Source organism: Mesotoga prima MesG1.Ag.4.2 (assembly GCF_000147715.2).
Taxonomy (GTDB): Bacteria; Thermotogota; Thermotogae; order Petrotogales; family Kosmotogaceae; genus Mesotoga; species Mesotoga prima.
Genome location: NC_017934.1, coordinates 1,404,433 through 1,429,879 on the forward strand (window position 1 = coordinate 1,404,433; position 25,447 = coordinate 1,429,879).

Sequence of the window (25,447 nt, forward strand, 5' to 3'; positions counted from 1 at the left end):
GTTAGAATTGTTTTGTGATGTGAATTCTAGCTAGGGGGTGTACCTGTGAATAAGAAGGAACTTATTGCTGTGCTCGCGGAAAAGACTGGAGCAACCAAGAAACTCGTTGGAGACGTAATAGACGGTTTCATCGATGTCGTTGGAGAAGAGCTATCGAAAAATGAAGAAGTGAAACTTGTCGGTTTCGGGACATTCGAGGTTACCAAGAGAAAGGCAAGAAAGGGAGTTAACCCGAGAACAAAGGAAGCAATCGAAATTCCTGGCGGCAAGGTTCCGAAATTTAGACCCGGAAAAGAACTTAAAGAGAAAGTACAATAGCAATTATCCTAACCAATAGAGAAAAGTGGAGCTCAGTCTCCACTTTTTTCATTTGCCCATTTAGTAACGGCTTCAACGGCTTTGCTGTTTCTGAGAACCGAGTAAAGATCGGCCTCAGAAGCTTCTGCAATGCCCTTGACGCTTCCGAACGCCCTCATTAGCGCCTTCTTCCTTTTTGGACCGATTCCCGGAATGTCATCAATCTTTGAGCTCTGAAATCTTCTTTCTCTGAGTACCCTATGGTAGTTGATAGCAAAACGATGGGCTTCATCGTCTATGGAAATTATCATTCTCAAAACAGGATGCTCTTCTTTCAGCTTCACTCTGTCCCTGTTATCTAAAAAAACAAGCTCATTGAACTCCTTTGCGAGACCAACAATTTCATATTCTTGAATGCCTATCTCTGCAAACGCTTTTTCCACTGCTCTAAGCTGTGGCTCGCCTCCGTCGATCAGGAGAAGGTCGGGAAGCGGGTGCTTTGTATATCTTCTCTTCACAACCGTCGCCATCGCTTCGAAATCGTTTGGTTCTTCCAGTTCGCTTATCCTGTATCTTCTGTATTCCGACTTGTTGGGTTTACCGTTATCAAAAACGACTACAGAAGCGACTGTGTAGAGTCCCTGTGTGTGAGAGATGTCTATTCCCTCTATTCTTGAAGGAAACCGCTTCAAGCCCAGTATTTGCTGGGCCTGCTTAAGCGAATGTGTCGCATTTAGTCTTATCTTCATTTCTTCGTCGATATTCTTGAATGCGATGCTCAGCAGCCTTTCTTCCTGTTCATCACGGGGCTCCCCAATATACGGGAAATCCCTTTTGAATTGCTTTATGTCCTTCTTCTTCAATCCAGTTACGATCAAGGCCTTTGGCATCCTGTTTCCCTTGGCGTAGTAGAACTGCGTGATGAAATCTATCGGAGTTCCCTCTGGAAAATCGAAAATCAGTTTTCCTAGTAGCATGCCGCCCCTCACTTGAAGCAACGCTGCCAGTCCGGCCGAAACGGCCAGAACATCTGCCTTAAGATCCAGTGGGGCTTCAACACCCTGGAAGGCATAAAGATCGTCCATTGTCGAGAGAATATCCCTTATTTCCGCAGCTCTCTCAAACTGCAGCGCCTCAGAGAGCACCGCCATTCTCTTCAAGAGTGCTTCCCTTACCTTCAATGTGTCTCCTTCTAGAAACTCGATCAACGCAGAAAGCTGTTCTCGATACTCCTCGGGAGAGACTTTCTCTACACAGGGCGCCGAACACATCTTCAAGTGATAGAGAAAGCATGGTTTCTTGACTCTGCTAAGTTCATAAGTACACGTACGGATTTTGAAGACTTTCTGGAGAAATTCAAGCAGCTTTCTTACAAGGCCTGCGCTGGTATACGGACCGAAATAAGAACCTTCAAGCTCTTTTGTCCTCGTAATCGCTAGATATGGGTATTGATCAGCCGAAATGTAAATATAGGGATAGGTACGCGAATCTCTGAGCAAGACGTTGAATTTCGGCTTCTTGTTGAAGATCAGATTTGCTTCGAGAAGGAGAGCTTCTCGCTCCGACGTAACCATTATGAAGTCGAGATCTTCCGCCTCTTCTGCAATACACCTTGCCTTTTCATTCTTTGACCAGGTTGATTCTCTGAAGTATGAGAGGACTCTCCTTTTCAGTTTTTTGGCCTTGCCAACGTAGACGACGTCATCTTTCTCGTTCTTGAATATGTAGACTCCCGGTTCCTCCGGAAGCTGACTGGCTTTGTTGAGTATCGCTTCATTCATTCTCTCTCAGCAACTCTCTGCAGATTATTTTAGTTGAAGAACACTGTTTCTTCTCTAGAAGATTCCAGACTTCTCTTCCCACGGGGTTATCGATCCCACCAAGGTAGTTCGCAAGGTGAAGGTGAAGACACTTCACTTTCTTCAGATTTCTGATTCCCCCGATACCTCTATCAAGAAGGAGTCTTCGGCTTTCCCCCGACACAGAGGCTTCACAGAGTATCTTCTCTTTAAGCAGTGTTGTCTCACGATGTGCACCGAGAAAAGCGGTCGCGAAGGATTTGTCCTGCTCAATCCTCTTCTCGAGATGAGAGATCATTCCTTTACTCTCAAGCCTGGAAACCTCTCCTTTCAAGAAAGGGCAGGTAAGCCAGAACAGGGTTGGAAAAGGCCTGCCATCAGAGATAAGCGAGGACTCGATTACTTGAGGAAAGCCCCAATTGCAAAGCCTGGCAACTGTAAAATCATTCTTCACAGCTCTTCCGAGTTGAAGCGAAACTATTTTCTTTTCAATGTTATTGCTTTCCAATCTCCATCTTCCCTGACGTTCTCAATCGAAAACTCCTCTTCTGCGAGGCTCTCTATTTCCCGATACTTGTCTTTATAGATCCCCGAAAGGATTACCATCCCATCCTCAGTAAGAAACTTTGGAAGATCCAAAACAAATTTCATCAACAATTCAGCGATCATATTTGAGACTATGAGATCAAAACGCTCTCCCGGCTTCACTGCAGAAAGAAAATCCGACAGTCTTGCTTCTATCGAGACCTCGTTGATTCGCGCGGTTTCGATTGTCTTTTCGATAGAGTGCTCGTCTATATCGAGGGCAACTACAGCTGCAGCACCTTTCCTGGCAGCAATCACTGAGAGAATACCGGTTCCACAGCCAACATCGAGCACTTTTAAACCCTCTCTCACGGTTTCATTGAGAATAGCGGCGGCAAGTCTCGTAGATTCATGTAACCCGGTACCAAAGGCCATTCCCGGAATGATTCCGATTTTTCCTGAACCGACCATCTTTTCTTCTTCCAGGGGAATGACCTCGAACCCGTCGCACAAGTTGAACGGGACTAAGGTCTCCTTCCACTTTTGAAACCAATCTCTCTCCTCGCTGAAGCCGAGATCTGAAAACTCTATCTCGCGAAGAAAAGCCGGGACTTCCTCTCCTTCTTCAAGAAGAACGTGCAATGAGATTCCAGAACCTTCGATTTCCTCGAAGTATAGATTTGTGAAGCCTTCGTTCCAGCTCATCCCCTCGATCGAATCACTTTCCTCGGGCGTTACAAAAGCAATCAAGTGTCTGTATCTCATTTCTTCGCCCCCGACTTTTTCAGAATCTCAAGGGCGTGCTTTGCTGCCAGTTGTTCGGCAGCCTTTTTCGTGCGCCCCTCTCCTTCGCCCATTAAACTCCCATCAAGAAAGACACCGACTTTGAACCATTTCTCCTGCGGCGGACCTTCGTCGAGGAGAGTCTCATACAAAGGCCTTGAACCAAAGCGAGCCTGGGTCAACTCTTGAAGAGAGGTTTTGTAATCAAGAATCAGCTCTCCTTCTACGGCTCTCTCGATGTAATCCGAAAGTTTCGATTGAACGAACTCCACCGAAACCCCGAGACCTCCAGTCAGGAAGATTGCAGCAAGGACCGCTTCAAAGGCGTCTGCCAGAATAGAGTCTCGTTCTGCCCCTCCGGTTTGCCTTTCCCCCTTTCCCAGAAATATGAAGTCGCCGATTCTCATGGTCTTCGCAACGCTGGAGAGAACCTTCTCACTTCCTACCATTGCCCTTATTTTCGACATCTCTCCTTCAGTCAGATAATACTCATTGTAGAGAGTCTTGGCAAGGGAGAGTTCGAGAACGGCGTCTCCGAGAAACTCCATTCTTTCATTCGATTCAAGGGTTCTCTCCCCATTCTGGGCTAACTCATTTGTGAATGAGGAATGACAGAGAGCCCTAAAAACGAGCTCTCTGTCTGCTTCAATTCCATTGATTCTGCAAAACTTTTCTATCAGCTTTTCTTCTTCAGCGCTTAGCATTATTTAATGATACCCCTGATCCTTTCGACTATTGCTTTGCTGGACAAACCTGCGAGATCATAAAGCAGTTCGTTGTCTCCGGAGAACATGTATCTCTCGACACCGATCTTCTCGAAACTTTTCGGTATAATTCCAGAGCCTACTAGGTAGTCAGCGAGGATTGAACCGAGACCGCTTGCCACATTGTGGTCTTCTAAAGAAATAACAATAGAGGAGAAGAACTCCTTTACGCTGTCAAAATTTGCTCCAAGAGGACAGCTCACGTTTAGAACAGCGACTTCTATTCCGTGAGATCTAAGCTCGTCGGCAGCTTTAACTGCGTGGTGAGTCACCTGACCCGTCGTGACGAGGGTAATATCCTTTCCCTTTCTTATTACATCGACCTTTCCATATTCGAATTTATATTCCTCTCCGAAGAAAGGATTTCCATTTTCATCGGCCACTGGGTTCATTGTAGATCTTCCCATGGCGATAACAAAGTTCCCTTTCGTCTCGCTCATGAATCTTACCGCTTTGTCAGTTTGATTTGGATCGGCAGGCACTATGAGTTTGAAGCCGTAGAAATTTCTTAGAGCTCCTATGTAATCAAGACAGTGGTGAGTCTTTCCGTCTTCACCCACGTCGATTCCCACGTGAGTCACTCCAACTTTTACGTTTGCCTTGTTTATATCGTTTAGGCGCTGCTGATTATAAGTCTCATCGACACCGAACACTCCAAAGTCTGCGAAGAAGGTTAGGACACCACACACCGAAGCGGCACCGGCCAATGTCGCTGCGTTATGTTCCTGAACACCAATCTGAACGAAGTTTTCAGGCCAGACTTTTTCAAACTCGCTCACTTTCGTTGAAGGTTTCAGGTCACAGTCTACAACCATCACTGGAAGTCTGCCTTTGTTCAGTCTTCCAATATCTCCAACCGCCTTTCCGAAAGCAGATCTATTGTCGGTTTTCTTTTCAACTGGATAGACTATAGGATCCCCCGTGAAAGGTTTGACATCTTCGTCTATTGCCTGAACCTGCTCGTGATAAGAAGGAAGAACTTTTCTCATTTGAACGAATCTATCGATATCGTTCTCAAGACCCAGTTCGGCAAGAGCTAAAGCGGCTTTTTCAAAGTCCAGAGGTTTCCCATGGTAAGAAACATCGCCTTCCATGAAGGAAACTCCCTTTCCCATGATTGTCTTTCCAATAACTACCACGGGCCCCTTTGAATCTTCAGCCTCGACAAGAGCTTCGTTCAGTTCCAGATAGTCGTGGCCGTCCACCTCAATTACCTTCCATCCATCGGCAAGATAATTGGCCTTAATGTCGACATACATAATGTTGTGGGCTCTCCCCGAAATCTGAGCATCGTTGTAATCTATGACAACAACCAGATTGTCAAGCCCGTACTTCACGGCAGTTCTTCTGGCCTCTCCAACCTGACCCTTCGCCTGCTCGGCATCGCTCATTGCAACAAAGACTCTATTGTTCTTACCACTCAGCTTTGATGCTAAGGCCATACCAACACCGACCGACAGTCCCTGCCCGAGATTTCCAGTCGTCCATTCTACTCCAGGAATTCCCCTTGTTATGTGACCCTCAAATATCGAGCCTGGATGTCTGAAGCCAGCAATTACTTCATCGATATCAACAAAGCCCAACCTTCCGAGGGTCGAGTAAACACCCGGCGATGTGTGACCGTGACTTACAATAACCCTGTCGCGTTCGGGATCAAATGGTTTATTCGGATCATTCTTTGCAAAATCATAGATCGAGAGGAAGATGTCTATCGATGACATCGAACCACCGGGATGACCTGAGTTTGCTACCGTGGTCATTTTTATGATGTCACCTCTGCATATCCTTCCAAGATCTTCAAGTCTTTTCAATTCTTCTCTCGTTCGTAATCCCGCCATATCCAACCTCCATTCATCCTTCAGTCGTCAATAGAAATATCTTCATCCCTGTTCTTTATAAGCTCATCAGGGTTTGTGTCCTGAATGATTGCTCTCTGACTCTTTCTGAAATCCTCAAACTGAACCTTCAACATCTGTCCGTCATCGGACACGAGAGTAATGATCTTCATGAAAATATTGACTGTCAAGACCTTGCAGGTCTTTCCTTCATAATCAACAAGAGAACCCTCATCCGGTATATCTTTGAGCTCATTCTCGTAAAGTTCCTGTTCGTACGAAAGGCAGCAAAGCAGCCTTCCACATCTACCAGAGATCTTTGCAGGATTTATCAACAACTGCTGCTTTTTCGCATGCTTGAGAGTTATGCTTTCAAACTGCCTGAGGAAACGAACGCAGCAAGCCGTCATACCGCAAAGCCCAAGGCTACCCTTCATCTTAACCTCGTCCCGTATACCTACCTGTCTCAGTTCTATTCTCGTTCTGAACGCCCGCGCAAGGTCCTTCACGAGTTCTCTGAAGTCAACCCTGCTGTCGGCGCCAAAATAAAAGACGATTCTCGAACGGTCAAACATGTATCTCGCCTCTAACAGTCTCATTGGAAGCGAGTGTTTCTCTATCAGTTCCTGGCAAGTCTTCATTGCCTCTTTTGCCTCTTCTTTATTCTTAGAGTCAGTTTCCCAGTCCTCGTCAGTCATAACTCTGACAATCGGCTTCAGCTCTTCCTTCGAATCATCAATCCTGATTTCAACAGGGCCGTACATCACCTTGCCTACATCGAGTCCAAATTCGCTAATTGCCAATACATAGTCGCCCTGCTTCAACAGTCCCTCACTCGATGTGTACTGATAGAGTTTCCCAACAGGGTGGAATTCCACTCCGTACACCGTTCCATATATCTCAGGCATCTCAATTACCTCCGTTTTCTCTTCTCAAAAGGTTTCTGGAAAGCGAATTTAGAGCTCTTAAAGCAACTAACGTAGAACTCAGTGAAGATGTTCTCTGTCTCAGAAACCTGTCGCACCAAATGAAATCCGTCATAATTTCCTTTCCCAAATCGTAGTCCACTAGCCATTCTATCAGATCAAGGTTAGTAAGCGACTTACTGCTGGGATTTACCGAAGCAATAACCGCGTCGCTCAAAATGCTTCTGACAACCTTCACTAATTCCCGAGCCCTCTCGAATGATCCGGAGCCGGTGAAGACAGAGGAAACCCGTCTGAAAGTCGAGAAAAAACTGTCAGTCGATATGAAATTTCTACTGAGAGCTACAAATGCTCTTCTTTTTCTCACAATCGATTCGAAACTCTCCGAGACATCCTCCTTAATCAGTTCAACCAGACCGTCAAGATCTGAAGGAACCTCAAAAGAAGCGGACTCGACTGAATCGGGATTCTGCTCTAGAAAGTGTCTTAAGATGGTGAAGTTCTCCCTCGAAGCTGCAAAGATTTCCGGAACACGTTTTCCGTACTTTGCTCTGAGTTCATCCATCAATTCTCTCGGAACCTCGCCCCTCATCGAAACGGTTCTGCTCCTAATTGTCGGCAAAAGGGACTGCCAGGAGGTTGTCGTCATGATGAGGGTTGCAAAACTGGGAGGCTCTTCAAGGATTTTCAGGAAAGCGTTAGCACTCTCATCTGTCATCCTTTCACATTGATGAATGAGCACGTACTTCTTCCCGTCTCCCGACGGTCTATGAAGCATGATTTCTTCTATGTCGCGAATTCTATCGATGCCTATGTTTCCGCTTTCAGGCTCGATCAGAAGAAAATCTTCTACGTATCGCCTTTTACTCCATTTCGGATCGCCTTCAACTATCGACGTTGCCAGGACTTTCAGGTATTCACTGTCCCTGCCCACCAAAGTAATACTTATGCCCGAACTGCGCGCCAAGAGTCGGGAAAGTCTATCGTTAACTACTCCATCGAACCACTGCATGTTTTAATTATAGCAACGAATATAGTTTTTGAGCGGAGGGAAGTATTGTGGAGAGAACATTCGCATATCTAAAGCCAAACTCGATACAGCGAGGTCTTGTCGGCGAAATAATAAGGAGAATCGAAGAAAAGGGCTTCAAAATTGTCGCCCTGAAAATGCTCAGGATCTCAGAATCGAGAGCAAGAGAATTGTATCGAGAACACGCCGGAAAGGAGTTTTATGAACCCCTGCTGGCGTTCGTGCAGTCCGGCCCTGTGGTGGCGATGATTCTAGAAGGTGAAGATGCCGTAAAAAGACTTAGAGTTTTGGTCGGAAAGACCGATCCGACAGAGGCATACCCCGGAAGCATTAGAGGTTCGTTTGGTGTTTCAGTTCGAAAGAACCTGATTCATGCTTCGGATTCTGTCGAGAGTGCCGAGCGAGAGGCAAGGATATTCTTTGATGAAAGTGAGATCAACGATTACTCACTCGTGATTGAAGGCCAGCTTTAATGCTAATTGCTCGAATAAAAAAAGGAAAGGAGGGAAAGGTCCTTAATTCTTATCCTTGGATCTTCAAGGACGAAATCATGTCACTCGAAGGCCCAACAGACAAAGTATGCGAAGTCAATGTGTTCTCGGCCGGTTATGAATTCCTGGGAAAGGGATTCTTCAGTCCCTTTTCAAGTCGGGCAATCATGGTTCTCACTAATAAGGATGAGGAGCTTGGAGAAGGCTTCTTTGGACGTCTGTTGAGCAATGCCTTACGAAAGAGAGAAAGGCTTTTCAGCAGACCTTTTTACAGACTTGTTCACGGTGAGGGCGACAGGCTTCCTGGACTGGTAATCGATCGATATGGAGAGATTATTGCAATGCAGTTCAGAAATCTTATCATTCAGCAAAAAAGGGAAATGATTTTGAGACTCCTCAGGGACATTGTTAAACCTAATGGAATCTACGAGCGCAGTGACTTCGAAATGGGAGTCGACGAGAAGATTGAGAGACACACGGGCCTGATCTTTGGTGAGGTACCGGATTCAATCGAAATCGAGGAAAACGGCCTGAAGTATCTTGTAGATGTCAAGAATAGCCAGAAGACTGGTTTTTTCTATGATCAGAGAGACTCGAGAACGTTCTGCAGGAAAATAACGGAAGAACTGTCTCTAAAGAAAGGCCTCGACCTGTTTTCCTTCACAGGAGGTTTTGGTCTAAATATGGCGTGTTCTGGAGCCGATGCAATCTGTGTGGACAAATCGGGAGACGACCTAGAGCAGGGAAGAATGAACTCGGTAGTGAACAAGCTGGATAATAAGCTGCAATTCGTTCAGAGCGATGTTCTTGACTTCCTTGCTGGATTTGAAAAGAAGGATTATTTTGATATAGTAGTAGTGGACCCGCCATCCTTTGTTAAGCACAGAAAAGAGCTTCCGCATGGAATTTCACTTTTCAAAAGACTTGTAGAGGGCACTCTGCCACTGGTGAAGGATGGGGGGGTGTTGGGGCTGTGCACATGCGCCTACAATATTGGCATCGATCATTTGGTAGAGTCTGTAAGAAGATCGACGGAACGCACTGGTATTACGTTTTCTCATCTGACGATCACGCTGCAATCGCCTGATCATCCTTGGCTTGTAGAGGTTCCTGAGAGTCTTTATTTGAAGTGTCTGTGGGGTTTGGTGGAGAAGGAGTGAATTTTCTTGCCCGGCTTCTGGACTCACATCATGTACGGAAAAGATGTTCTGGAAGAGATAGGACTCGATCTTGAAGCCGACAAAAGAGAGGAGTTCAATCTTGGATGCCTCTTTACGGATCCCGGACTATATTGCTCCAAAGACGATCCGGAGTTTTCGCTCTGGAGGTTTTCTCATACTATCAGGTGCGACGAATTTGCAATCGCACTTTGCGAGCGAGCTGGGGGTATCTCGCGCTTTTACACGCTTGGAGTAATTTGCCATTACTTTCTAGATGCCACCGTGAACCACTATATCGTAGCACGAGCGGGAAACGGCTACAAATATCGACAGCTTGAGACAATGATTGATAAGGTCATTCTTAAAGATAGAATTGAGGCTGACATTCTCGATCTCGATCCAAAGGCGGAATTCTCTGGATCCCTTCCTGCAGCGCTTGAAGACCTGTACCGTGATATATCGCTCGAGTTCTATGGACTAAAGGGCTATTCTTTTCAAAGGGCAGTAGAGTCGATGAATAACTATTTTGAAGGTCTTTACGGAAGGTCAAGATTGGCCTTGATTCTGAAACGATTTAGCATAAGAGAGGGTTCTCCTGAAGAGGCCTTCTTTGAAGATACACATCCCGATCCTTTGAATCTGGCAATGAAGCCCTGGTTCCACAGTTTTGCCGGTTGGGAAAGCAAGAAGACGTTCCATGAATTGTACAAAGAGGCCTTTGACAACGCCGTTCATTTTTTGCAAAATTATCTTGATGGAGTGGGCGACTTCTCTTTGCCACGGGTCTCTCTTATGACAAACCTGCCACTAATGGAATACTGAATGACAAATTCGTACAGAAGGGAGGGAGGCCGTATCCAGATCTGGAATACGGTGATCATATGAAAGTTCTCGGCATAATTCTAGCAGGCGGGCGGGGTGAGTACTTGACTCCTCTTACTCAGGTTAGGGCCAGCGCTGCACTGCCAGTTTACGGAAAGTACAGATCCATTGATTTCACGCTCAGCAATATGGTCAACGCTGGGATATCAAAGGTTGGGATAATCACGCAGTACAGTCCGAGAAGCCTGATGGACCATATAGGTTCGGGAAAGGAATGGGACCTAGATAGAAAACAGGGAGGACTTTTCATACTGCAGCCTTATTACTCTCCGGACAATCCTTCCATGGGATACAAGGGAACTGCAGACGCTCTCTTCCAGAACATAAACATTCTTAGAAGAGGCAATGAGGACTCGGTGCTGATCGGCTCAGGAGATCACATCTTCAAGACTGATCTAGCAAAGATCTTCAGATACCATCTTGACACGGCTGCCGATATAACCGTTTTGACAGGCAACAAAGAAGGCGAATGCGGTATGGAAGGAATGGACCGAGTGGTCTGTAGAAACGGAAGAGTTGTCAAGTGGATCGAAAAGGAAAAGATTGCGGAAAACCCGCAAGAAGGCGACTGTGTTGCGCTTGACATATATTTCATAAACAAGTTTTTATTGAGAGAACTGCTCTATTCTGCGGTCCCCAATGGTGAAAATGAGCTTGTGAAAGGGATAATTTCTCCGAATCTTTCTTCATTGAATGTTAGAGAATACAGGTACAATGGGTATTGGCGGGATATTAAGCTGAGTAAAAAGTGCTATTTCAGAACGAACCTCGACATACTTAATCCTGAAATAAGGAGGGAGCTCTTCTACGAAAACGGCAGAGTCTTCACCAAATTGAAGGATCTTCCACCTCCAAAGATCACCGGAACTGCATATATGAATAACTCTGTGATTGCCGATGGATGCGTAATAGGTGGAAGAATAGAGGATTCAGTCTTATTCAGAGATACGAGAGTGATGGCGGGCGCAACTGTGAAGAATTCAGTTCTTCTTGAGGGTTGCTTGGTTGAAGAGGGAGCTTATATAGAGAACGTCATTATGGACAAGTACTGCACCGTGAGGCTGGGAAGAAGTTTTGTCGGTGAAGCCGAAGATCCCACTGTAATCGAAAAACACGGCGTAATTTAGGCGGGGTGATTGTATGGCCAAGAAGGTTGTTGCATTGATATTAGCCGGCGGACAGGGGACGAGACTCGGTTTGCTCACCGATGAGGTTGCAAAACCGGCAGTGCCTTTCGGCGGGAAGTACAGAATCATTGACTTTTCTTTGAGCAACTGCGTCAACTCCGGTATCACGGCAGTCGGTGTTCTTACTCAGTACAGGCCCCACATTCTTTCCCGGCACATTGGGATTGGTCGTCCCTGGGATCTCGACAGAAAGGACGGTGGAGTTGTAATCCTCCCTCCATTTATAGCTCAAGGAGACTCAAACTGGTACAAGGGAACTGCTAACGCAGTCTTCCAAAACATTGATTTCGTTGATGATTTTGACCCGGAACTTCTTGTAATACTCTCTGGCGATCATATCTATTCAATGGATTACAACGAGATGATAGATTATCATCTCTCCAAGGGCGCAACTGGAACCGTAGCATGTATGCGCGTGCCGCTTTCTGAGGCACACAGATTCGGCATGATGATTACGGATTTCGAGAACAAGATAACGGATTTCCAGGAGAAGCCTAAGGAACCAAAGTCGGATCTCGCCTCTCTTGGCATCTATGTCTTTGACTGGAAGTTCCTGCGTGAAAGACTTATACAAGACGAGAAGGACCCCGAAAGCGACAACGACTTTGGAAAGAATATCTTGCCAAAAATCGTCCAAGACAACGCCGGGAAACTATTTGCCTTCGTTTTCGAGGGTTACTGGAGGGACGTCGGAACAATTGAATCATTGTGGGAGGCAAATATCGAACTGACCAGGCCCATCCCTCCATTCAATCTTCACGATCCCTCCTGGAGGTTCTATACTCAAACCGAGGAGTATCTGCCTGCCTACGTTGGCACGAGCTCATACGTAAGAAACTCTTTGATTAACGAAGGCGCGGAGATCTACGGACGGGTCGAAAACTCTGTAATCTTTCAAGGAGTTCAGATTGGCGAGGGCTCGCTCGTGAAAAACTCTGTGGTTATGACAAATTCAAAGATCGGCAGAAACGTTGTTATAGAACGAGGAATAGTCGGTGAAGGAACGTTTGTGAAGGACGGAGTAGTTCTCGGCTATGGAGATGAAGTTCCACACGAGACGCAGCCTCACATCTATAACGCGGGAATCGTAGTCGTCGGATCTGACGTGGTTATTCCACAAAACACAAAGATAGGAAAGAACAGTGCCATTCTCAATCACGTTAGAGAGGAGGATTTTGAGGGAGATGTTGAAGGCGGTAAAACCATTTCCCCCAAAGCGTAAGGGAGTAGCTTCTTTTACACTGCTCATCGCAATTCTGATAGTCTGTACTGCGATGGTTACGGTACTGGCACCAGTGGATACTATAATGGTCTCAAGAAGGCTAAGTTCATGGTACTTCAGACTCGCACTGACTATCAAATCCATATACCTTGCAGAGCCCGAAGAAACGGAAATCAATGGCCTTCAAATGGAAAAAAGTTCAAGGACAGTTTATTCAAACTGCGCAAAAATAGAGATAATAAATTACCATATAATTGAAGGAGAGAAATCCTTCGATTTTGAAATCGTTGGCAATATCACCGATATTTCATAAGGAGGTATGAGTTATGAAGAAAGTTCTGCTTATTACCCTGTTGCTGATCATGGCAGTATTTGTGATGGGCCAGAAGCTTACTATTCTGCACATCAACGACACTCACGGACATATCTGGCCGGAAGGTGATTACGGTGGACTGGCGGCTATAACCACCCTGGTAAATCAGGTCAGGGCTGAGAATCCCAACACTCTATTCCTGCATGCCGGAGATATCAACACCGGTGTCCCCGAATCGGATTTGCAGGACGCTGCACCCGATATAGTAGCCCTCAACCTGATGAAGCTAGACGCAATGGCCATCGGTAATCACGAATTCGATAACGATGCTTCCGTACTTGCGAAACAGATGGAAATCGCAAATTTCCCGTTCTTAAGCGCAAATATCTACAAGGATGGTGAACCGGCCTTCCAGGAATATATGATCACGGAAGTCGGAGGAATAAAGGTAGCCATCGTTGGGTTTACGACTCAAGAAACGGAAATCCTTGAGTACCTCTATGCGAAAGACTACGAGTGGAAAGACGTAATTGAAGTTGCCAAAGAGATCATTCCTGAACTCGAGGCTCAGGCGGATATCGTAATTGCGCTCACTCACATGGGAAGCAATCCCGTGCTTGCCGGCCCCAATTCCTGGGAGCTTGCGAAAGCGGTTGACGGTATCGATGTCATTGTCGACGGTCATAGCCACACTTTCTACGAAAGGCCTGAGATAATCAACGAGACAATAATCGTATCGGCAGGAGAATGGGCGAAGAATCTTGGCAAGCTCGAACTTGAAATCGTTGATGATACGGTCATTTTCGTTTCCTTCAGAAATCTCCCGGTTATCGCCGAAGAGATCGAACCGGACTTCGCCGTGGCAACTGTGCTTGATTACTTCAAGAAGGCCGGCGGAGAAGCTCTTAATATCGTTGTCGGAGAGACCGCGATAAGACTCGAGGGGGATAGAGGAGTAGTAAGGTCACAGGACACGAACCTTGGTTACTTGATATGTGACGCAATGGTATGGAAAACCGGTGCTGATCTAGCCTTGACAAATTCTGGTGGAATCAGAGCTTCCATAGAGGCTGGTCCAATAACGTATCGCGACATTCTTACAGTTCTTCCGTTTGGAAACACGCTGTACGTTTTGGAAGTACCCGGCACCGCTCTCAGAGAGATTCTCCAGTACACGGCAACGAGAGAAGCGGGGCAGGGAGCGATGGCTCAGGTAAGTGGAGTAACTTATGTAATTGAGAACAAAGAAGCAAAGGATATTCTCGTAAACGGAGAACCTATTGATGATAACAAGTTGTACAAACTGGCTACAAATAACTACCTTGCCTCTGGCGGTGACGGTTATGAAATTCTTGCTGGCCTCTCAGGTTACGACACTGGATTCGTTCTCGCCGACGTTGTAGTCGAGTTTGTTGGAGAGATCAGCCCGATAACCTCTTACCCAGATAGCGGAAGAATAACCAGAAAGTAGTTTTAGATTAAGTTAAGACTCAAACATTGTACTATAATAGGAGCGGAGCGACCGCTCCTTTTGTTTGTTAATCCCAGTCATTTTTTGAGTCGAAGTTTCTTTCATGATATTCGGGATCCCAGAAAGGCAAACATCTATTGATTAAGGTTGAGAGGTGATAACTAAATGAGGTTGCCTACCTTCAGAGGAGGGGTGCACCCGCCAGAGAAAAAGGAACTGTCTAAAGATTCCCGTCTGAGCGTTCTGCCGCTTCCCGAAAGGGTCTATGTATTTCTTGCAAACCACGCCGGTGTTCCTGCTAAACCACTTGTGAACGTTGGAGACAGCGTAAAGACAGGTCAATTGATTGCGGAGGCCAGTGGTTTCATTTCCGCAAATCTTCATTCTCCTCTGACAGGTGAAGTCAAGGAGATCGCAAAGTACTACCATCCGACTCTTTCAAAACCTGACGATGCAATTGTTATAGAAAAATCGGGCGAAGAAGAGTGGGAACTTCTAGAACCTGCAAAGCCTTACGAGCAGTTCGAGCCCGAGGAAATTATCCAGAGGATAAAGGACGCAGGAATTGTTGGTCTGGGTGGCGCCATGTTCCCTACGAACGTCAAGCTTTCTCCCCCAAAAGAAAAGAAGATCGACCTTCTCATTCTGAACGGAGCAGAGTGCGAACCCTATCTGACCATAGATTACAGGTACATGCTAGAACGCTCCGAGGGAATAGTTCGAGGCATTCTAGCGATTATGAGAGCGCTTAAGGTTGATAACGCTGTAATTGGCATCGAAGACAATAAGCAAAAGGCCATAGAACAAATGGAGGTGGCGGTGAGGTCTACTCCAATTCAGGTGAAGAGATTGAAAACGAAATATCCGCAAGGTGCCGAGAAGCAGCTTATTTATGCTCTTACGAAGAGGAAGGTGCCTTCAGGAGGACTTCCGCTCGACGTGGGTGTCGTTGTTGACAACATAGGAACAGCATTTGCAGTTTACGAAGCTGTTGAACTTGGCCATCCGCTTGTAGAAAGAGGAGTCACACTGACCGGCGAAGGAATAAAGAAGCCATTAAACGTTATTTCGCGTATTGGTGTTATGGCCAGCGAATTGATCGAATACGCCGGCGGCGCACAGGAAATCGTTGAGAGAATTGTCTTTGGTGGTCCTATGATGGGAATCACTGTCCCCAAGATAGACGTCCCGACTGTAAAAGGCACTTCGGGGATCACTTTGCTTATGAAGAGCGATCCACTTGAAGAGTTCCCCTGCATAAGATGCGGGAAGTGTGCAACCGTATGCCCGATGAACCTCCAGCCATTTTTGCTGAATCTCTATGGTACGAATAGATTGTATGACAAACAGGTAGAGAACGGACTCCTGGACTGTATAGAATGCGGAAGCTGCTCATATGTTTGCCCAGCAAACATAGAACTCGTAAAGAACTTCAAGCTCAATAAGAAAGTCTACAGGAGTCTCAAGGGAGGTGCGAAGAAGTGAAGCTCTCAATGATGGCAGCACCTCACCTGAGATCAGAAGACAGCGTAAGAAAGATTATGCTCGATGTCCTCATCGCCCTCGCTCCAGCGGCTGTATGGGCCGTAGTTTCATTCGGTTTGAAGGCACTTGTCCTGATAGTTGTCTGTACAGCCGGCGCCGAGGTACTTGACTTCTTTGTCATGCGGTTCATTAGAAGGAAGAAGAACTTCAAACCGGATCTCAGCGGTTCCGTCACCGGACTGCTTCTCGCTCTGAATCTCTCTGTCGCCGTGGAGTGGTGGCAAGCTCTTATCGGTGTCTTTGTGGCCATCGTAATTGCGAAGGCCGTCTTTGGTGGGCTAGGCAAGAATTTCTTTAATCCCGCCCTAGTTGGCAGGGTCTTTCTCCTGATATCCTTTCCCGTTCAGATGACTACGTGGTTGAGTCCTTTCGATATGCAGACTACAGCAACTCCAATGGCGATATTGAAGCAAGGCGGACCAAGAGTCTTTTCTCTGCAGGAGATGTTTCTAGGAACAATTCCAGGATCACTTGGTGAGGTCAGCGCTCTGCTCCTACTCCTTGGTTTTGGATGGCTGCTGTTCAGAAAGAGAGTCTCTCCTTTCATACCAGTTGCATACATTGGAACTGTCGTTATTATGGCCGCAATTTTCAATGGAGTTAATCCCGGCTTCGGTTCACCTCTTTATCACGTCTTTGGCGGCGGATTAATGCTGGGGGCTCTTTTTATGGCAACCGACATGGTGACAAGTCCCATGTCGATCAAAGGCCACGTGATCTTTGGAGTTGGTTGTGGCGCAGTGACAATGATAATCAGGTTGTTTGGCGGTTATCCCGAAGGAGTTTCTTTTGCGATCCTGGTCATGAATGCTTTTGTACCTCTAATCGATATGGGTACAAAACCCAGGATATTTGGAAAGCCAAAGAAGGTGAAGAGCAATGCGTGATTACTTGAAGACCGGGATTACTCTGATGGTTATTACGATTATCGCCGCCCTGGTTCTATCGGTAGTCTATACGATAGTTGAAGAACCTATAGCCAACGCAGAGCTTGGCGCAAAGCTGAAGGCGATTCGAGAAGTTCTTACGGATTCAGATACAGGTGAGTTGTTAATTGACGAAGAAAGCATCCCGCAAACAGCTACCGAGCTCGCTAAATTCGAGTGGCTTCCCCAAGGATTTTCCCCCTCTGAAGGGATAATCTACAGGACCGAGGACAATCAGGGAAAGGTTGAAAGCCCTGCTTACAAATTCGTTAAAGAAGATGGCACGGAGATCTTCATTGCGATTGGTATCGCGGTTGGTTACGGAGGCGACGTGAAATCAATGGCAGCCTTTGTAAAGGAGCCTGATGGGGTCAAGTTAAATGGAATCAAGGTTCTAGAATACTCTCAGGAGACTCCAGGACTTGGAGCAAATATTGCAAATGCCGATGTCCAGAAGAGGTTCTATCCTGTAAGTAAAGAGGGACTTGACAAAGGCATAAGGGTTGACAAAGATGCTGGAGTAACCCCTGTGGGTGACCAGATAGATGCAAGAAAGAGGGAAGACGGGATAGTGACAGTCAGCGATGTGATGACCGGTGCAACGATCACTCCAAGAGCCGTCGCATCCTCTCTCAACGCCATCTCCGAATTCCTTGATAAGGCAGGTGTTAGATGATGGCAGAATCGAAGTTCAAGATTCTGGCAAACGGTATCTTGAAACAAAACCCGACCTTCATTCAGGTTCTTGGTATGTGTCCCACTCTCGCAACTACAACAAGCGCCGAAAATGGTTTGGGGATGGGACTCGCAACTACTGCTGTCCTTGCGTTGTCGAACATCACAATATCTCTTGTGAGGAAATTCATTCCCGATAAGATAAGGATTCCCTCTTACATAGTAATAATCGCTTCCTTTGTTACCGTGATCGACATGTTGATGCATGGGTTTGTCTATGATCTATGGAAGACATTGGGACTGTTTATTCCCCTCATAGTCGTTAACTGCATAATTCTTGGAAGGGCCGAAGCCTTTGCTTCGAAGAATGATGTCTTCAGTTCCTTCCTCGATGGTCTAGGAATGGGCCTTGGTTTCACGGCCTCTCTGGTTCTTCTGGGATCGGTGAGAGAGTTTCTTGGCAACGGATCGATTTTCGGCTACCATCTTTCTGATGTGAAAATGTTTGCCATGATCCTCCCCCCGGGTGCCTTCATAGCCCTTGGTATGCTCGCAGCCTTCTTCAACTATTTGGGGATTAGGAGAAGCAAGGTAAAAAAGGCAGAAAAATGAGGAGGAATGACTGATGGCGACCAGATTGGTGTTTATATTTCTATCGGCAATTTTGATAAACAACTTCGTGCTTTCCAGATTCCTGGGAATCTGTCCTTTCCTGGGTGTCTCAAGGAAGACGGATACAGCAGTCGGAATGAGCATCGCCGTTACATTCGTTATGATACTGGCCTCGATAATCACCTGGATACTCAATATTGCGCTAGATGCCCTAGGGTTACCCTTCTTGCGTACAATTGTCTTCATACTCGTAATCGCGACACTCGTGCAATTTGTTGAGATATTCCTTAAAAAGGCTAGCCCTGGACTCTACGAAGCTCTGGGCATCTTCCTACCGCTTATTACAACAAACTGTGCGATTCTTGGCCTTGCTCTTCTGAATGTCCAGCAAAACTACACACTAGTGGAAACGATAGTGAATTCAGCCGGAGCCGGACTGGGGTTCGCCCTAGCTCTAATTCTCTTTTCAACCATTAGAGAAAGGATGGAGCTCTCCGAAATTCCTGAACCCTTTAAAGGGACAGCTATCGCCTTGATCACCGCCGGACTGCTGTCGATGGCTTTCATGGGATTCCAGGGCCTGGTAAAACTGTGAGGTGTTTACTGTGACAATAGTCTATTCAGTTCTCTTTATGTCAGTACTAGGGGTAGGTGCAGGTATTTTTCTAGCGTTCGCTTCGGCAAAATTCGCCGTCAAGAAAGATCCACGAATAGCGCTTATCGAAGCTTCATTGCCTGGTGCTAATTGCGGTGCCTGCGGCTTCCCGGGATGCGCAGCCTTTGCCAAAGCTGTTGCTGAAGGTAAAGCCCCCATCGAAGGATGCATTCCAGGTAAACGCTCCGGTGTCCCTGAGAAGTTAAAACTCATTCTGGACACAGATATCGACAAACTCATCGCCTTGTTCGACGAAAATGAAGAGGATGCAGAAAAAACTCTCGAGAAGCTACTAGCTTCTTCAGGAAAAGCCGTCAAAGCCGCTCCACCAAAGATACAAAGGCCAACGCAAGAAGAAATCGATAGTTACAAGGAAAAACTCAAAGAAAATCCAAGGGCAGCTGTTATCTTCGCAGTCCTTCCCAACATCAACTGCGCCTTGTGCGGCTCGCCAGGATGTGCTGCCTTTGCCATTAAGGTTGCCAATAAAGACGAAGACATAGCGAAATGTGTTCCTGGAAAGCCACAGAATGTCTCGCAAAAGGTTGCCAAGATCATGGCTTTATCTGAAGCCGAACTTCAGAAGATCATCGAAGAGACATCAGGTGAACCGGCCGAGATAAAGAAGAAGTTTGCATCATGAAAAAAAGGCTGGCCATTCTTGGCTCAACCGGATCGATAGGATCACAAACACTCCAGATAGCAAATCGGATTGAGAATATTGAGATTGTGGCCATTTCTTGTGGCCACAATCTTTCTCTTTTTTCGAAGCAGCTTTCTGAATTTCATCCGCCCTTTGCCGCCTCACTAAAGAAAAGCGATAGCCTTACAGATTCCTTTCCCGCAACATTATTCTTCCACGGGGAAGAGGGAATCGAAAGAATGCTTGAGGAATCGAAACCCGATTATGTTTTGCTGGCTGTGAGCGGCGCCGCAGGTCTAAGATTCAGCCTAAAGGCCATCGAAGTCTGTCACAGGCTTTGCCTCGCCAATAAAGAATCTATTGTTTGTGGAGGAGATCTTCTCCTGAAAGAGTGTGCCAGAAAGGGCGTCGAACTGATTCCTGTCGACTCGGAGCACAGCGGCCTTTTTCAGCTCCTCGATGGTTCACGCCGACCGAAAAGAATTATAATAACTGCTTCTGGCGGGGCATTAAGAGATTGGCCCTTAGAAAGGATACAAGATGCAACGATAAGAGATGTTTTGAGGCATCCCGTCTGGTCAATGGGAAACAGGATAACGATCGACAGTGCCTCCATGGTCAACAAGGGACTTGAAGTGATTGAAGCCAAATACCTCTTTGAATTTGAAACTAATGAAATTGACACATACATATGCAGAAACAGTTTTATTCATGCTGGTATCCTTTATAGCGATGGTGTCTTGAAGTTACACACTGGCATACCAGACATGAGGATCCCGATCGCCTACTCGCTTACATATCCTGAAAGAATTCAAACCATTCCCGAGCAAAGTATTGTCGATGTCCCCATGATTCTTGAAGAGTTACCAAAAGAGAGGTTCCCTGCTCTAACGCTTGCGAGAGAGATCTGTGGAGTAGTAAGTAAACAGATTGCCTATAATGCTGCAGACGAAGTTGCCGTCGAAGCTTTTATGAATGGCCGGATGCCTTTTGGAGGTATTTACAATATAATTGAAAAGACAGTAGAAAGAACCGCTGATCAAAATCCGGTCGACTACAGTCAAATAATCGAGACTGACAGCGTTGCAAGAAAGTTAGCTCAGGAAGAGGTGGATAGATGTTATTAGCAATAATATACTTTCTTCTAATTCTGACGGGAATAGTAGTTGTCCATGAGCTTGGTCACTACATTTTCTCGAGGCTTTTTGGTGTAAGAGTTCTTGAATTCGCAATAGGAATGGGCCCTAAGCTCTGGTCGAAAAAAGGAAAGAATACGACCTTCAGGATCAATGCATTTCCAATCGGCGGTTACGTAAGACCTGCAGGTGAAGACTTGGATACTATCGACTCCTCGATTCCGGAAAGTGAGCAGATTCAGAACAAACCCGCCTGGCAGAGATTCATTATTTACTTCGCCGGTCCAGCTTTCTCTTTACTTCTGGGCTTTTTAATTCTCTCTCTTGTCGCAGTAATATGGGGCTTTCAAGAGGTCAAGATCGATAAAGTCGAACCTGGTTCTCCTGCCGCAGTTTCCGGAATGATGCCGGGAGACCGAATCGTTTCAGTTAATGGAAAGACTCTCATCGACAATACACGTTTGAGTGAAGCAGTAGCAAAAGGAGAGAGAATAGATCTTGTTGTGAACAGGGAAGGTAAGGAAATCGAGATCGCTATAATACCTGAACTTCTTCCCCAGGAAGCCTTCTTTGTTATCGGAGGTGTTTCAGGAGAACCAGGCGATATTCTCTCTTCAATAAACGGCGGAACCTTCAACGGCGATTATGTTGGATATGGAAGTGTTCTTTCGCCTGAAAGTTCTATAAAACTCGGCTTCGAAGATGGCTCTACATTATCGGGAACGCTCCTGACTTATTCACCTGCCGAGGAACGCTACGCAATGGGCATCTATTATGCAAACTTCAAACCTCAACTTGCCATTGACCACGGACAGTTTAGAGAAGGAGACATCCTGCTTTCAGTCAACGGTATGAAGACTGAAACAAGTTATGATCTAACCACGATGAGTCAGTTGTTGGCTCTGAAGCCCGATGAGCTCTTGATTCAGTTCACCGGGAAAGAAATCTCCTTTGCCGAATTCGGCTTTCCCGACGAATTCGTTGTTTCTGTTGAACGGGAAGGTCAATTAATAAATTTGACAGTGAGTAAAAACGAGATGATAGCCCTGGTCGAAGAGGCGGGAGCCTTTGCTCAAGGAAGCAGTTATTGGTACCCCGATACTGCATTGGAGGCGGTAGGTCTCGGCGTTCAGTGGGCAAACAATCTATTGATAGCTCTGGTTAAGGTAGTAGGGAGCCTCTTCACCGGGGGAGCCAACATCAACGAATTCACCGGCCCCATTGGACTGGTAACCATAGTTGATCAGGCGGTCAGTCTTGGATTAAGAATAGTCCTTTACCTAGCTGGGTTTATATCTCTCAACCTGGGAGTAATAAATCTAATTCCCTTTCCGGCACTAGACGGTGGAAGAATGTTGCTTGCCCTCATTGAAATGATTACAAGAAGAAGGCTCGATCCAAAGATAGAGGGTCTGATCAATGTGATCGGATTCATGGTCTTGATGGGGTTCATGATTTACATTACTTTCATTGATATAGGTAGGTGGCTATGAGCGGGGTCGTTCGCGTTGGAGATGTTCTGATAGGTGGAGGAAATCCAATCACGGTCCAATCAATGACAAACACCAAGACTTCTGACGTAAACAAAACTGTTGAGCAGATCAAAAGGCTCGAAGATGCAGGTTGTGATCTGGTAAGGGTATCAGTTCCAGACTTTGAGTCGGCTTCCGTACTGAAGGAGATCACTTCTTTAAGCAGGATACCTGTCATAGCAGATATTCACTTCGACTATAAACTTGCCGTAGAATCGATCAAAAACGGCGCTGCAAAGGTGAGAATTAACCCAGGAAACATCGGTCAAGATTGGAAAGTCAAAGAAACTGTGAAAATCGCAAAGGAATATGGCGTTCCAATACGAGTCGGAGCTAACTCCGGTTCTCTTGACAAGAGATTCAGCTCGTACGAAAAACCTATAGCCCTTGCAGAAAGCGCCCTGGCTCAAGTTAAAATACTTGAGAGCGCGGGGTTCGAAGACATTGTGATATCGCTGAAATCCTCTTCAGTTATTGAGACGGTTGAAGCAAACAAATACCTCTACAACAAGACTGACCACCCACTTCATCTAGGTGTTACCGAAGCGGGCTTTGGTTTGGACTCGACGGTCAAGTCGTCAATCGGTATTGGCACGCTTTTGCTCAACAAAATTGGAGATACAATTAGGGTTTCAATGTCGGGCGACCCTGTTCAGGAAATCGAGGTCGGGTTGAGCATTCTCAGGTCGCTGAAACTGAGAAGGGGGGTCGATGTGATTTCCTGCCCAACCTGCGCGAGAACGGAAATAGATGTCGAAGCTCTCGCCAGAAAAGTCAATAGCTGGGTCGGCAACACAGATGCAGACCTCTCGGTTGCAGTGATGGGCTGTGTGGTCAATGGAATCGGAGAGGGCACTGAAGCAGACATTGGGATCGCTGGAACGGCTTCAGGCGGAGTGATTTTCGTGAAAGGCGAAATCGTTGAAAAAGTAGAAAGGGCAGACCTTGAAGCAAGATTCCGTCACTGGTTCAAGACGGTCTTGTCAGGAGGAGTATGATGAAAGTAACGATAGTCGGAGCCGGTATGGTGGGCTCGTCAATAGCTTATGCATCGATGATAAAAGGTGTTGCAAGAGAGATAGCTCTTGTTGACATAAACAGGGAACTCGCCAAAGGTCAGGCAATGGACTTGAGTCATGGCAATGCCTATGTTAGACCAATGAGAATTCATGGCGGAGATTACGATGTCTCTTCAGACTCGGATGTAGTCGTAATAACGGCCGGTAGACCTCAAAAAGGAGGAGAGAGTCGCCTACAGCTTCTAAAGGACAACGCAAGGATAGTGAAGGAAGCGGTGGCTAAATCTCTTTCCTACAGCAAAGAGCCAGTTTTCATAATCGTGACGAATCCCGTCGACGTTCTTACATGGGTGGCATGGAAAGCGTCCGGTTTACCAAGAAACAGGATAGTAGGCTCTGGAACGACTCTAGATACGGCAAGGCTCAGACAGAGCATTGCAGACCACTGCCAGCTTGACCCAAGAAACGTACATGCTTATGTTCTTGGTGAACATGGTGACAGCGAGATCGTCAACTGGTCTCACGCAGACATTGCGGGAATTCCTCTAACCGACTTCTGCAGAAATTGCAGGAGAGACTGCGAGGCTGACCTCTTCCAGAAGCTTTTCGAAGAAACTAAAAATGCTGCTTACAAAATTATAGAAAAGAAGGGTTCAACATTTTACGGAATAGGCCTGGCTGTATCAAAAGTGCTTTCAACAATTTTCAACAACCAGCATTCAGTTCTAACTGTTTCCAGCGTTCACCCGGAGTTTGAAGGTCTGAAGGATGTTCCTTTCAGCGTTCCCACAATACTTGGCAGAGAGGGAGTTGAAAGGATTCTGAAGGTAGGCCTGTCGTCAGCGGAATTAAAGGGACTATCAAACTCAGCAGGAATTATCGCCAATGCCATAAAAAACCTAAGGGATGAGGAGGGATTAGCGTGAAAAAGGCTTTGCTCTTAGCAATTGTATTCTTAAGTGTTTCTCTTTTTGCAACCTCGGTTTCGTACGATCCACAGGGGCTGATGTTCTTGAGCAGACCGGGGGCGAGTATCAATGTTAACGTAAGTCTGAACAAAGGTATGGGATCAACTTATTATGGCGGTGAATCGCTCGGACTATCTTTTTCAGTAGATAGAAGTGCTTACGTGGCAGTTCTTGACATCGATCCGTCTGGTCAGATTCAGGTTCTCTTCCCAAACGTATATGACCAAGACAACTATCTGCAGGGTGGAAGAACCTACACCTTGCCGACCGACAAAGCTACAACGAGGTACAATCTACAGGTCCAGTCACAGAGAGGAAGAGAGACTATCGTAGTCGTTGCTTCCACATCTCCGTTGAACTTCCTGGGCAACGTCTTCTCTCTCTTCGACAGATATCCGTTTCCCTACTTGAGTCAGAGCATCAACAACCTTTCGGTAGTTATCGATCCGGTTTTCAACACAAGCTGGGGATTGGGCTACACCTACTTCTACAACAGCTATGTTCCTTTCACAGTAAGAACAACGATAAACGCAGACAGAAAGGATGCCAACGTCTACGTCGATGGAATATTCATGGGAAAATCCCCGGTTACGACAACACTTGAAGCCGGTCCTCATACTGTGTATGTGTACACGGAGAGGAACCTTGTTTATGGTCCTGCGACGATAAATGTCCAGCCCGGGTCAAGCGATTTTTATTTCTCACTACTGCCAAATTACGTTTACGGTTATCTGGAAGTCACATCGATTCCCGACGGACAGGTTTACGTAGATGGACAATACGCCGGCGACACTCCATACAAGGACTTCGAGAAAGTTGGGAGTCATACAGTAACCGTTTCCAAATGGGGTTATCATGACTCGAAGCAGAACGTGTACATAAACAAAGATATGGTGACCTCAGTCAGTTTCACTCTAACCGAGAAAACCGAAGAAGAGAAGAAAACCGACAACATTATTCTCTTCTCCATAATTGGAGTGCTGATAGCGGGAGTTGTCATTGCAGTGATACTCGGCGCATCTGATTAAGAGCCCCCCGAAGAAGACACTTC

Annotated in this window: 26 protein-coding genes; 19 read left to right on the plus strand and 7 right to left on the minus strand. The window is 46.2% G+C overall.

The window, feature by feature from the left end:
- The first annotated feature begins 45 nt into the window (after positions 1–45).
- Positions 46–318, plus strand: coding sequence for an HU family DNA-binding protein (locus THEBA_RS06715; protein WP_006486731.1), 273 nt, complete (start codon positions 46–48; stop codon positions 316–318).
- A gap of 32 nt (positions 319–350) precedes the next feature.
- On the opposite strand, the gene uvrC is transcribed toward THEBA_RS06715, so the two are convergent.
- From uvrC to THEBA_RS06750, 7 genes are read right to left on the minus strand one after another with little or no spacing between them, the layout of a single operon-like run.
- Positions 351–2,078, minus strand: a complete 1,728-nt coding sequence (uvrC, locus tag THEBA_RS06720; protein WP_006486733.1) for an excinuclease ABC subunit UvrC — start codon at positions 2,076–2,078, stop codon at positions 351–353.
- Positions 2,071–2,604 (minus strand): DUF501 domain-containing protein, encoded by a 534-nt coding sequence (locus tag THEBA_RS06725; RefSeq protein WP_006486735.1) that lies wholly within the window; start codon positions 2,602–2,604, stop codon positions 2,071–2,073. The genes uvrC and THEBA_RS06725 overlap by 8 nt, the downstream gene beginning before the upstream one ends.
- Entirely contained in the window at positions 2,574–3,386 is an 813-nt protein-coding gene (locus THEBA_RS06730) for a 50S ribosomal protein L11 methyltransferase (RefSeq protein WP_006486736.1), read from the minus strand. The genes THEBA_RS06725 and THEBA_RS06730 overlap by 31 nt, the downstream gene beginning before the upstream one ends.
- A complete protein-coding gene (rnc, locus tag THEBA_RS06735) occupies positions 3,383–4,108 on the minus strand; it encodes a ribonuclease III (RefSeq protein ID WP_006486738.1) in 726 nt (241 codons plus the stop codon). Before rnc ends, THEBA_RS06730 begins: the two co-directional genes overlap by 4 nt.
- Positions 4,108–6,006, minus strand: coding sequence for a transketolase (locus THEBA_RS06740; protein ID WP_014730983.1), 1,899 nt, complete (start codon positions 6,004–6,006; stop codon positions 4,108–4,110). The genes rnc and THEBA_RS06740 overlap by 1 nt, the downstream gene beginning before the upstream one ends.
- A 20-nt stretch (positions 6,007–6,026) precedes the next feature.
- Positions 6,027–6,911: a PSP1 domain-containing protein gene (locus THEBA_RS06745; RefSeq protein WP_006486742.1), complete on the minus strand. Its 885-nt coding sequence runs from the start codon at positions 6,909–6,911 to the stop codon at positions 6,027–6,029.
- 1 nt (position 6,912) lies between these two features.
- On the minus strand, positions 6,913–7,863 hold the full coding sequence (locus THEBA_RS06750; protein ID WP_236609225.1) for a hypothetical protein: 951 nt from the start codon (positions 7,861–7,863) through the stop codon (positions 6,913–6,915).
- A gap of 125 nt (positions 7,864–7,988) precedes the next feature.
- Here THEBA_RS06750 and ndk point away from each other — a divergent pair, with 125 nt between their 5' ends.
- The 18 genes from ndk to THEBA_RS06840 all read left to right on the plus strand — a co-directional run bounded on the left by ndk (position 7,989) and on the right by THEBA_RS06840 (position 25,424).
- Entirely contained in the window at positions 7,989–8,432 is a 444-nt protein-coding gene (gene ndk, locus THEBA_RS06755) for a nucleoside-diphosphate kinase (RefSeq protein ID WP_006486746.1), read from the plus strand.
- Entirely contained in the window at positions 8,432–9,610 is a 1,179-nt protein-coding gene (locus THEBA_RS06760) for a class I SAM-dependent rRNA methyltransferase (RefSeq protein ID WP_014730985.1), read from the plus strand. The genes ndk and THEBA_RS06760 overlap by 1 nt, the downstream gene beginning before the upstream one ends.
- A gap of 6 nt (positions 9,611–9,616) precedes the next feature.
- Positions 9,617–10,432: a zinc dependent phospholipase C family protein gene (locus THEBA_RS06765; protein ID WP_006486750.1), complete on the plus strand. Its 816-nt coding sequence runs from the start codon at positions 9,617–9,619 to the stop codon at positions 10,430–10,432.
- 59 nt (positions 10,433–10,491) lie between these two features.
- Positions 10,492–11,619 carry a glucose-1-phosphate adenylyltransferase subunit GlgD gene (gene glgD / locus THEBA_RS06770; protein ID WP_006486752.1) on the plus strand — a complete coding sequence of 376 codons (1,128 nt, stop codon included), beginning with the start codon at positions 10,492–10,494 and terminating at the stop codon, positions 11,617–11,619.
- Between the two features lie 13 nt (positions 11,620–11,632).
- Positions 11,633–12,901, plus strand: coding sequence for a glucose-1-phosphate adenylyltransferase (locus THEBA_RS06775; protein WP_006486754.1), 1,269 nt, complete (start codon positions 11,633–11,635; stop codon positions 12,899–12,901).
- Positions 12,864–13,214 carry a hypothetical protein gene (locus tag THEBA_RS06780; RefSeq protein WP_006486756.1) on the plus strand — a complete coding sequence of 117 codons (351 nt, stop codon included), beginning with the start codon at positions 12,864–12,866 and terminating at the stop codon, positions 13,212–13,214. The genes THEBA_RS06775 and THEBA_RS06780 overlap by 38 nt, the downstream gene beginning before the upstream one ends.
- A gap of 13 nt (positions 13,215–13,227) precedes the next feature.
- Positions 13,228–14,685, plus strand: coding sequence for a 5'-nucleotidase C-terminal domain-containing protein (locus THEBA_RS06785; protein WP_006486758.1), 1,458 nt, complete (start codon positions 13,228–13,230; stop codon positions 14,683–14,685).
- 165 nt (positions 14,686–14,850) lie between these two features.
- Entirely contained in the window at positions 14,851–16,170 is a 1,320-nt protein-coding gene (rsxC, locus tag THEBA_RS06790) for an electron transport complex subunit RsxC (protein ID WP_006486760.1), read from the plus strand.
- Positions 16,167–17,117 carry an RnfABCDGE type electron transport complex subunit D gene (locus THEBA_RS06795; RefSeq protein ID WP_006486763.1) on the plus strand — a complete coding sequence of 317 codons (951 nt, stop codon included), beginning with the start codon at positions 16,167–16,169 and terminating at the stop codon, positions 17,115–17,117. The genes rsxC and THEBA_RS06795 overlap by 4 nt, the downstream gene beginning before the upstream one ends.
- A complete protein-coding gene (locus THEBA_RS06800) occupies positions 17,110–17,832 on the plus strand; it encodes an RnfABCDGE type electron transport complex subunit G (RefSeq protein ID WP_006486764.1) in 723 nt (240 codons plus the stop codon). The genes THEBA_RS06795 and THEBA_RS06800 overlap by 8 nt, the downstream gene beginning before the upstream one ends.
- Positions 17,829–18,443: an electron transport complex subunit RsxE gene (rsxE, locus tag THEBA_RS06805; protein WP_006486765.1), complete on the plus strand. Its 615-nt coding sequence runs from the start codon at positions 17,829–17,831 to the stop codon at positions 18,441–18,443. The genes THEBA_RS06800 and rsxE overlap by 4 nt, the downstream gene beginning before the upstream one ends.
- A 13-nt stretch (positions 18,444–18,456) precedes the next feature.
- Positions 18,457–19,038, plus strand: a complete 582-nt coding sequence (rsxA, locus tag THEBA_RS06810) for an electron transport complex subunit RsxA (protein ID WP_006486766.1) — start codon at positions 18,457–18,459, stop codon at positions 19,036–19,038.
- A gap of 10 nt (positions 19,039–19,048) precedes the next feature.
- A complete protein-coding gene (locus THEBA_RS14385) occupies positions 19,049–19,741 on the plus strand; it encodes an RnfABCDGE type electron transport complex subunit B (RefSeq protein WP_014730986.1) in 693 nt (230 codons plus the stop codon).
- Positions 19,738–20,868, plus strand: a complete 1,131-nt coding sequence (dxr, locus tag THEBA_RS06820; protein WP_006486768.1) for a 1-deoxy-D-xylulose-5-phosphate reductoisomerase — start codon at positions 19,738–19,740, stop codon at positions 20,866–20,868. Before THEBA_RS14385 ends, dxr begins: the two co-directional genes overlap by 4 nt.
- Positions 20,859–22,370, plus strand: coding sequence for a site-2 protease family protein (locus THEBA_RS06825; protein WP_006486769.1), 1,512 nt, complete (start codon positions 20,859–20,861; stop codon positions 22,368–22,370). Before dxr ends, THEBA_RS06825 begins: the two co-directional genes overlap by 10 nt.
- On the plus strand, positions 22,367–23,407 hold the full coding sequence (gene ispG / locus THEBA_RS06830) for a flavodoxin-dependent (E)-4-hydroxy-3-methylbut-2-enyl-diphosphate synthase (protein WP_014730987.1): 1,041 nt from the start codon (positions 22,367–22,369) through the stop codon (positions 23,405–23,407). The genes THEBA_RS06825 and ispG overlap by 4 nt, the downstream gene beginning before the upstream one ends.
- Positions 23,407–24,354 (plus strand): L-lactate dehydrogenase, encoded by a 948-nt coding sequence (locus tag THEBA_RS06835; protein ID WP_014730988.1) that lies wholly within the window; start codon positions 23,407–23,409, stop codon positions 24,352–24,354. Before ispG ends, THEBA_RS06835 begins: the two co-directional genes overlap by 1 nt.
- Positions 24,351–25,424, plus strand: coding sequence for a DUF4384 domain-containing protein (locus THEBA_RS06840; protein WP_006486773.1), 1,074 nt, complete (start codon positions 24,351–24,353; stop codon positions 25,422–25,424). The genes THEBA_RS06835 and THEBA_RS06840 overlap by 4 nt, the downstream gene beginning before the upstream one ends.
- Positions 25,425–25,447 lie beyond the last annotated feature (23 nt).

What these genes read in the sequence shown, in the direction of transcription:
- THEBA_RS06760 (WP_014730985.1), top strand. Translation starts at nt 8,432, where the DNA reads ATGCTAATTGCTCGAATAAAAAAAGGAAAGGAGGGAAAGGTCCTTAAT.
- THEBA_RS06825 (WP_006486769.1), top strand. Translation starts at nt 20,859, where the DNA reads ATGTTATTAGCAATAATATACTTTCTTCTAATTCTGACGGGAATAGTA.
- rsxA (WP_006486766.1), top strand. Translation starts at nt 18,457, where the DNA reads ATGGCGACCAGATTGGTGTTTATATTTCTATCGGCAATTTTGATAAAC.
- THEBA_RS06800 (WP_006486764.1), top strand. Translation starts at nt 17,110, where the DNA reads ATGCGTGATTACTTGAAGACCGGGATTACTCTGATGGTTATTACGATT.
- THEBA_RS06775 (WP_006486754.1), top strand. Translation starts at nt 11,633, where the DNA reads ATGGCCAAGAAGGTTGTTGCATTGATATTAGCCGGCGGACAGGGGACG.
- dxr (WP_006486768.1), top strand. Translation starts at nt 19,738, where the DNA reads ATGAAAAAAAGGCTGGCCATTCTTGGCTCAACCGGATCGATAGGATCA.
- THEBA_RS06835 (WP_014730988.1), top strand. Translation starts at nt 23,407, where the DNA reads ATGAAAGTAACGATAGTCGGAGCCGGTATGGTGGGCTCGTCAATAGCT.
- glgD (WP_006486752.1), top strand. Translation starts at nt 10,492, where the DNA reads ATGAAAGTTCTCGGCATAATTCTAGCAGGCGGGCGGGGTGAGTACTTG.
- THEBA_RS06780 (WP_006486756.1), top strand. Translation starts at nt 12,864, where the DNA reads ATGTTGAAGGCGGTAAAACCATTTCCCCCAAAGCGTAAGGGAGTAGCT.
- THEBA_RS06740 (WP_014730983.1), bottom strand. Translation starts at nt 6,006, where the DNA reads ATGGCGGGATTACGAACGAGAGAAGAATTGAAAAGACTTGAAGATCTT.
- THEBA_RS06785 (WP_006486758.1), top strand. Translation starts at nt 13,228, where the DNA reads ATGAAGAAAGTTCTGCTTATTACCCTGTTGCTGATCATGGCAGTATTT.
- THEBA_RS06745 (WP_006486742.1), bottom strand. Translation starts at nt 6,911, where the DNA reads ATGCCTGAGATATATGGAACGGTGTACGGAGTGGAATTCCACCCTGTT.
- rnc (WP_006486738.1), bottom strand. Translation starts at nt 4,108, where the DNA reads ATGCTAAGCGCTGAAGAAGAAAAGCTGATAGAAAAGTTTTGCAGAATC.
- THEBA_RS06730 (WP_006486736.1), bottom strand. Translation starts at nt 3,386, where the DNA reads ATGAGATACAGACACTTGATTGCTTTTGTAACGCCCGAGGAAAGTGAT.
- uvrC (WP_006486733.1), bottom strand. Translation starts at nt 2,078, where the DNA reads ATGAATGAAGCGATACTCAACAAAGCCAGTCAGCTTCCGGAGGAACCG.
- rsxC (WP_006486760.1), top strand. Translation starts at nt 14,851, where the DNA reads ATGAGGTTGCCTACCTTCAGAGGAGGGGTGCACCCGCCAGAGAAAAAG.
- rsxE (WP_006486765.1), top strand. Translation starts at nt 17,829, where the DNA reads ATGATGGCAGAATCGAAGTTCAAGATTCTGGCAAACGGTATCTTGAAA.
- ispG (WP_014730987.1), top strand. Translation starts at nt 22,367, where the DNA reads ATGAGCGGGGTCGTTCGCGTTGGAGATGTTCTGATAGGTGGAGGAAAT.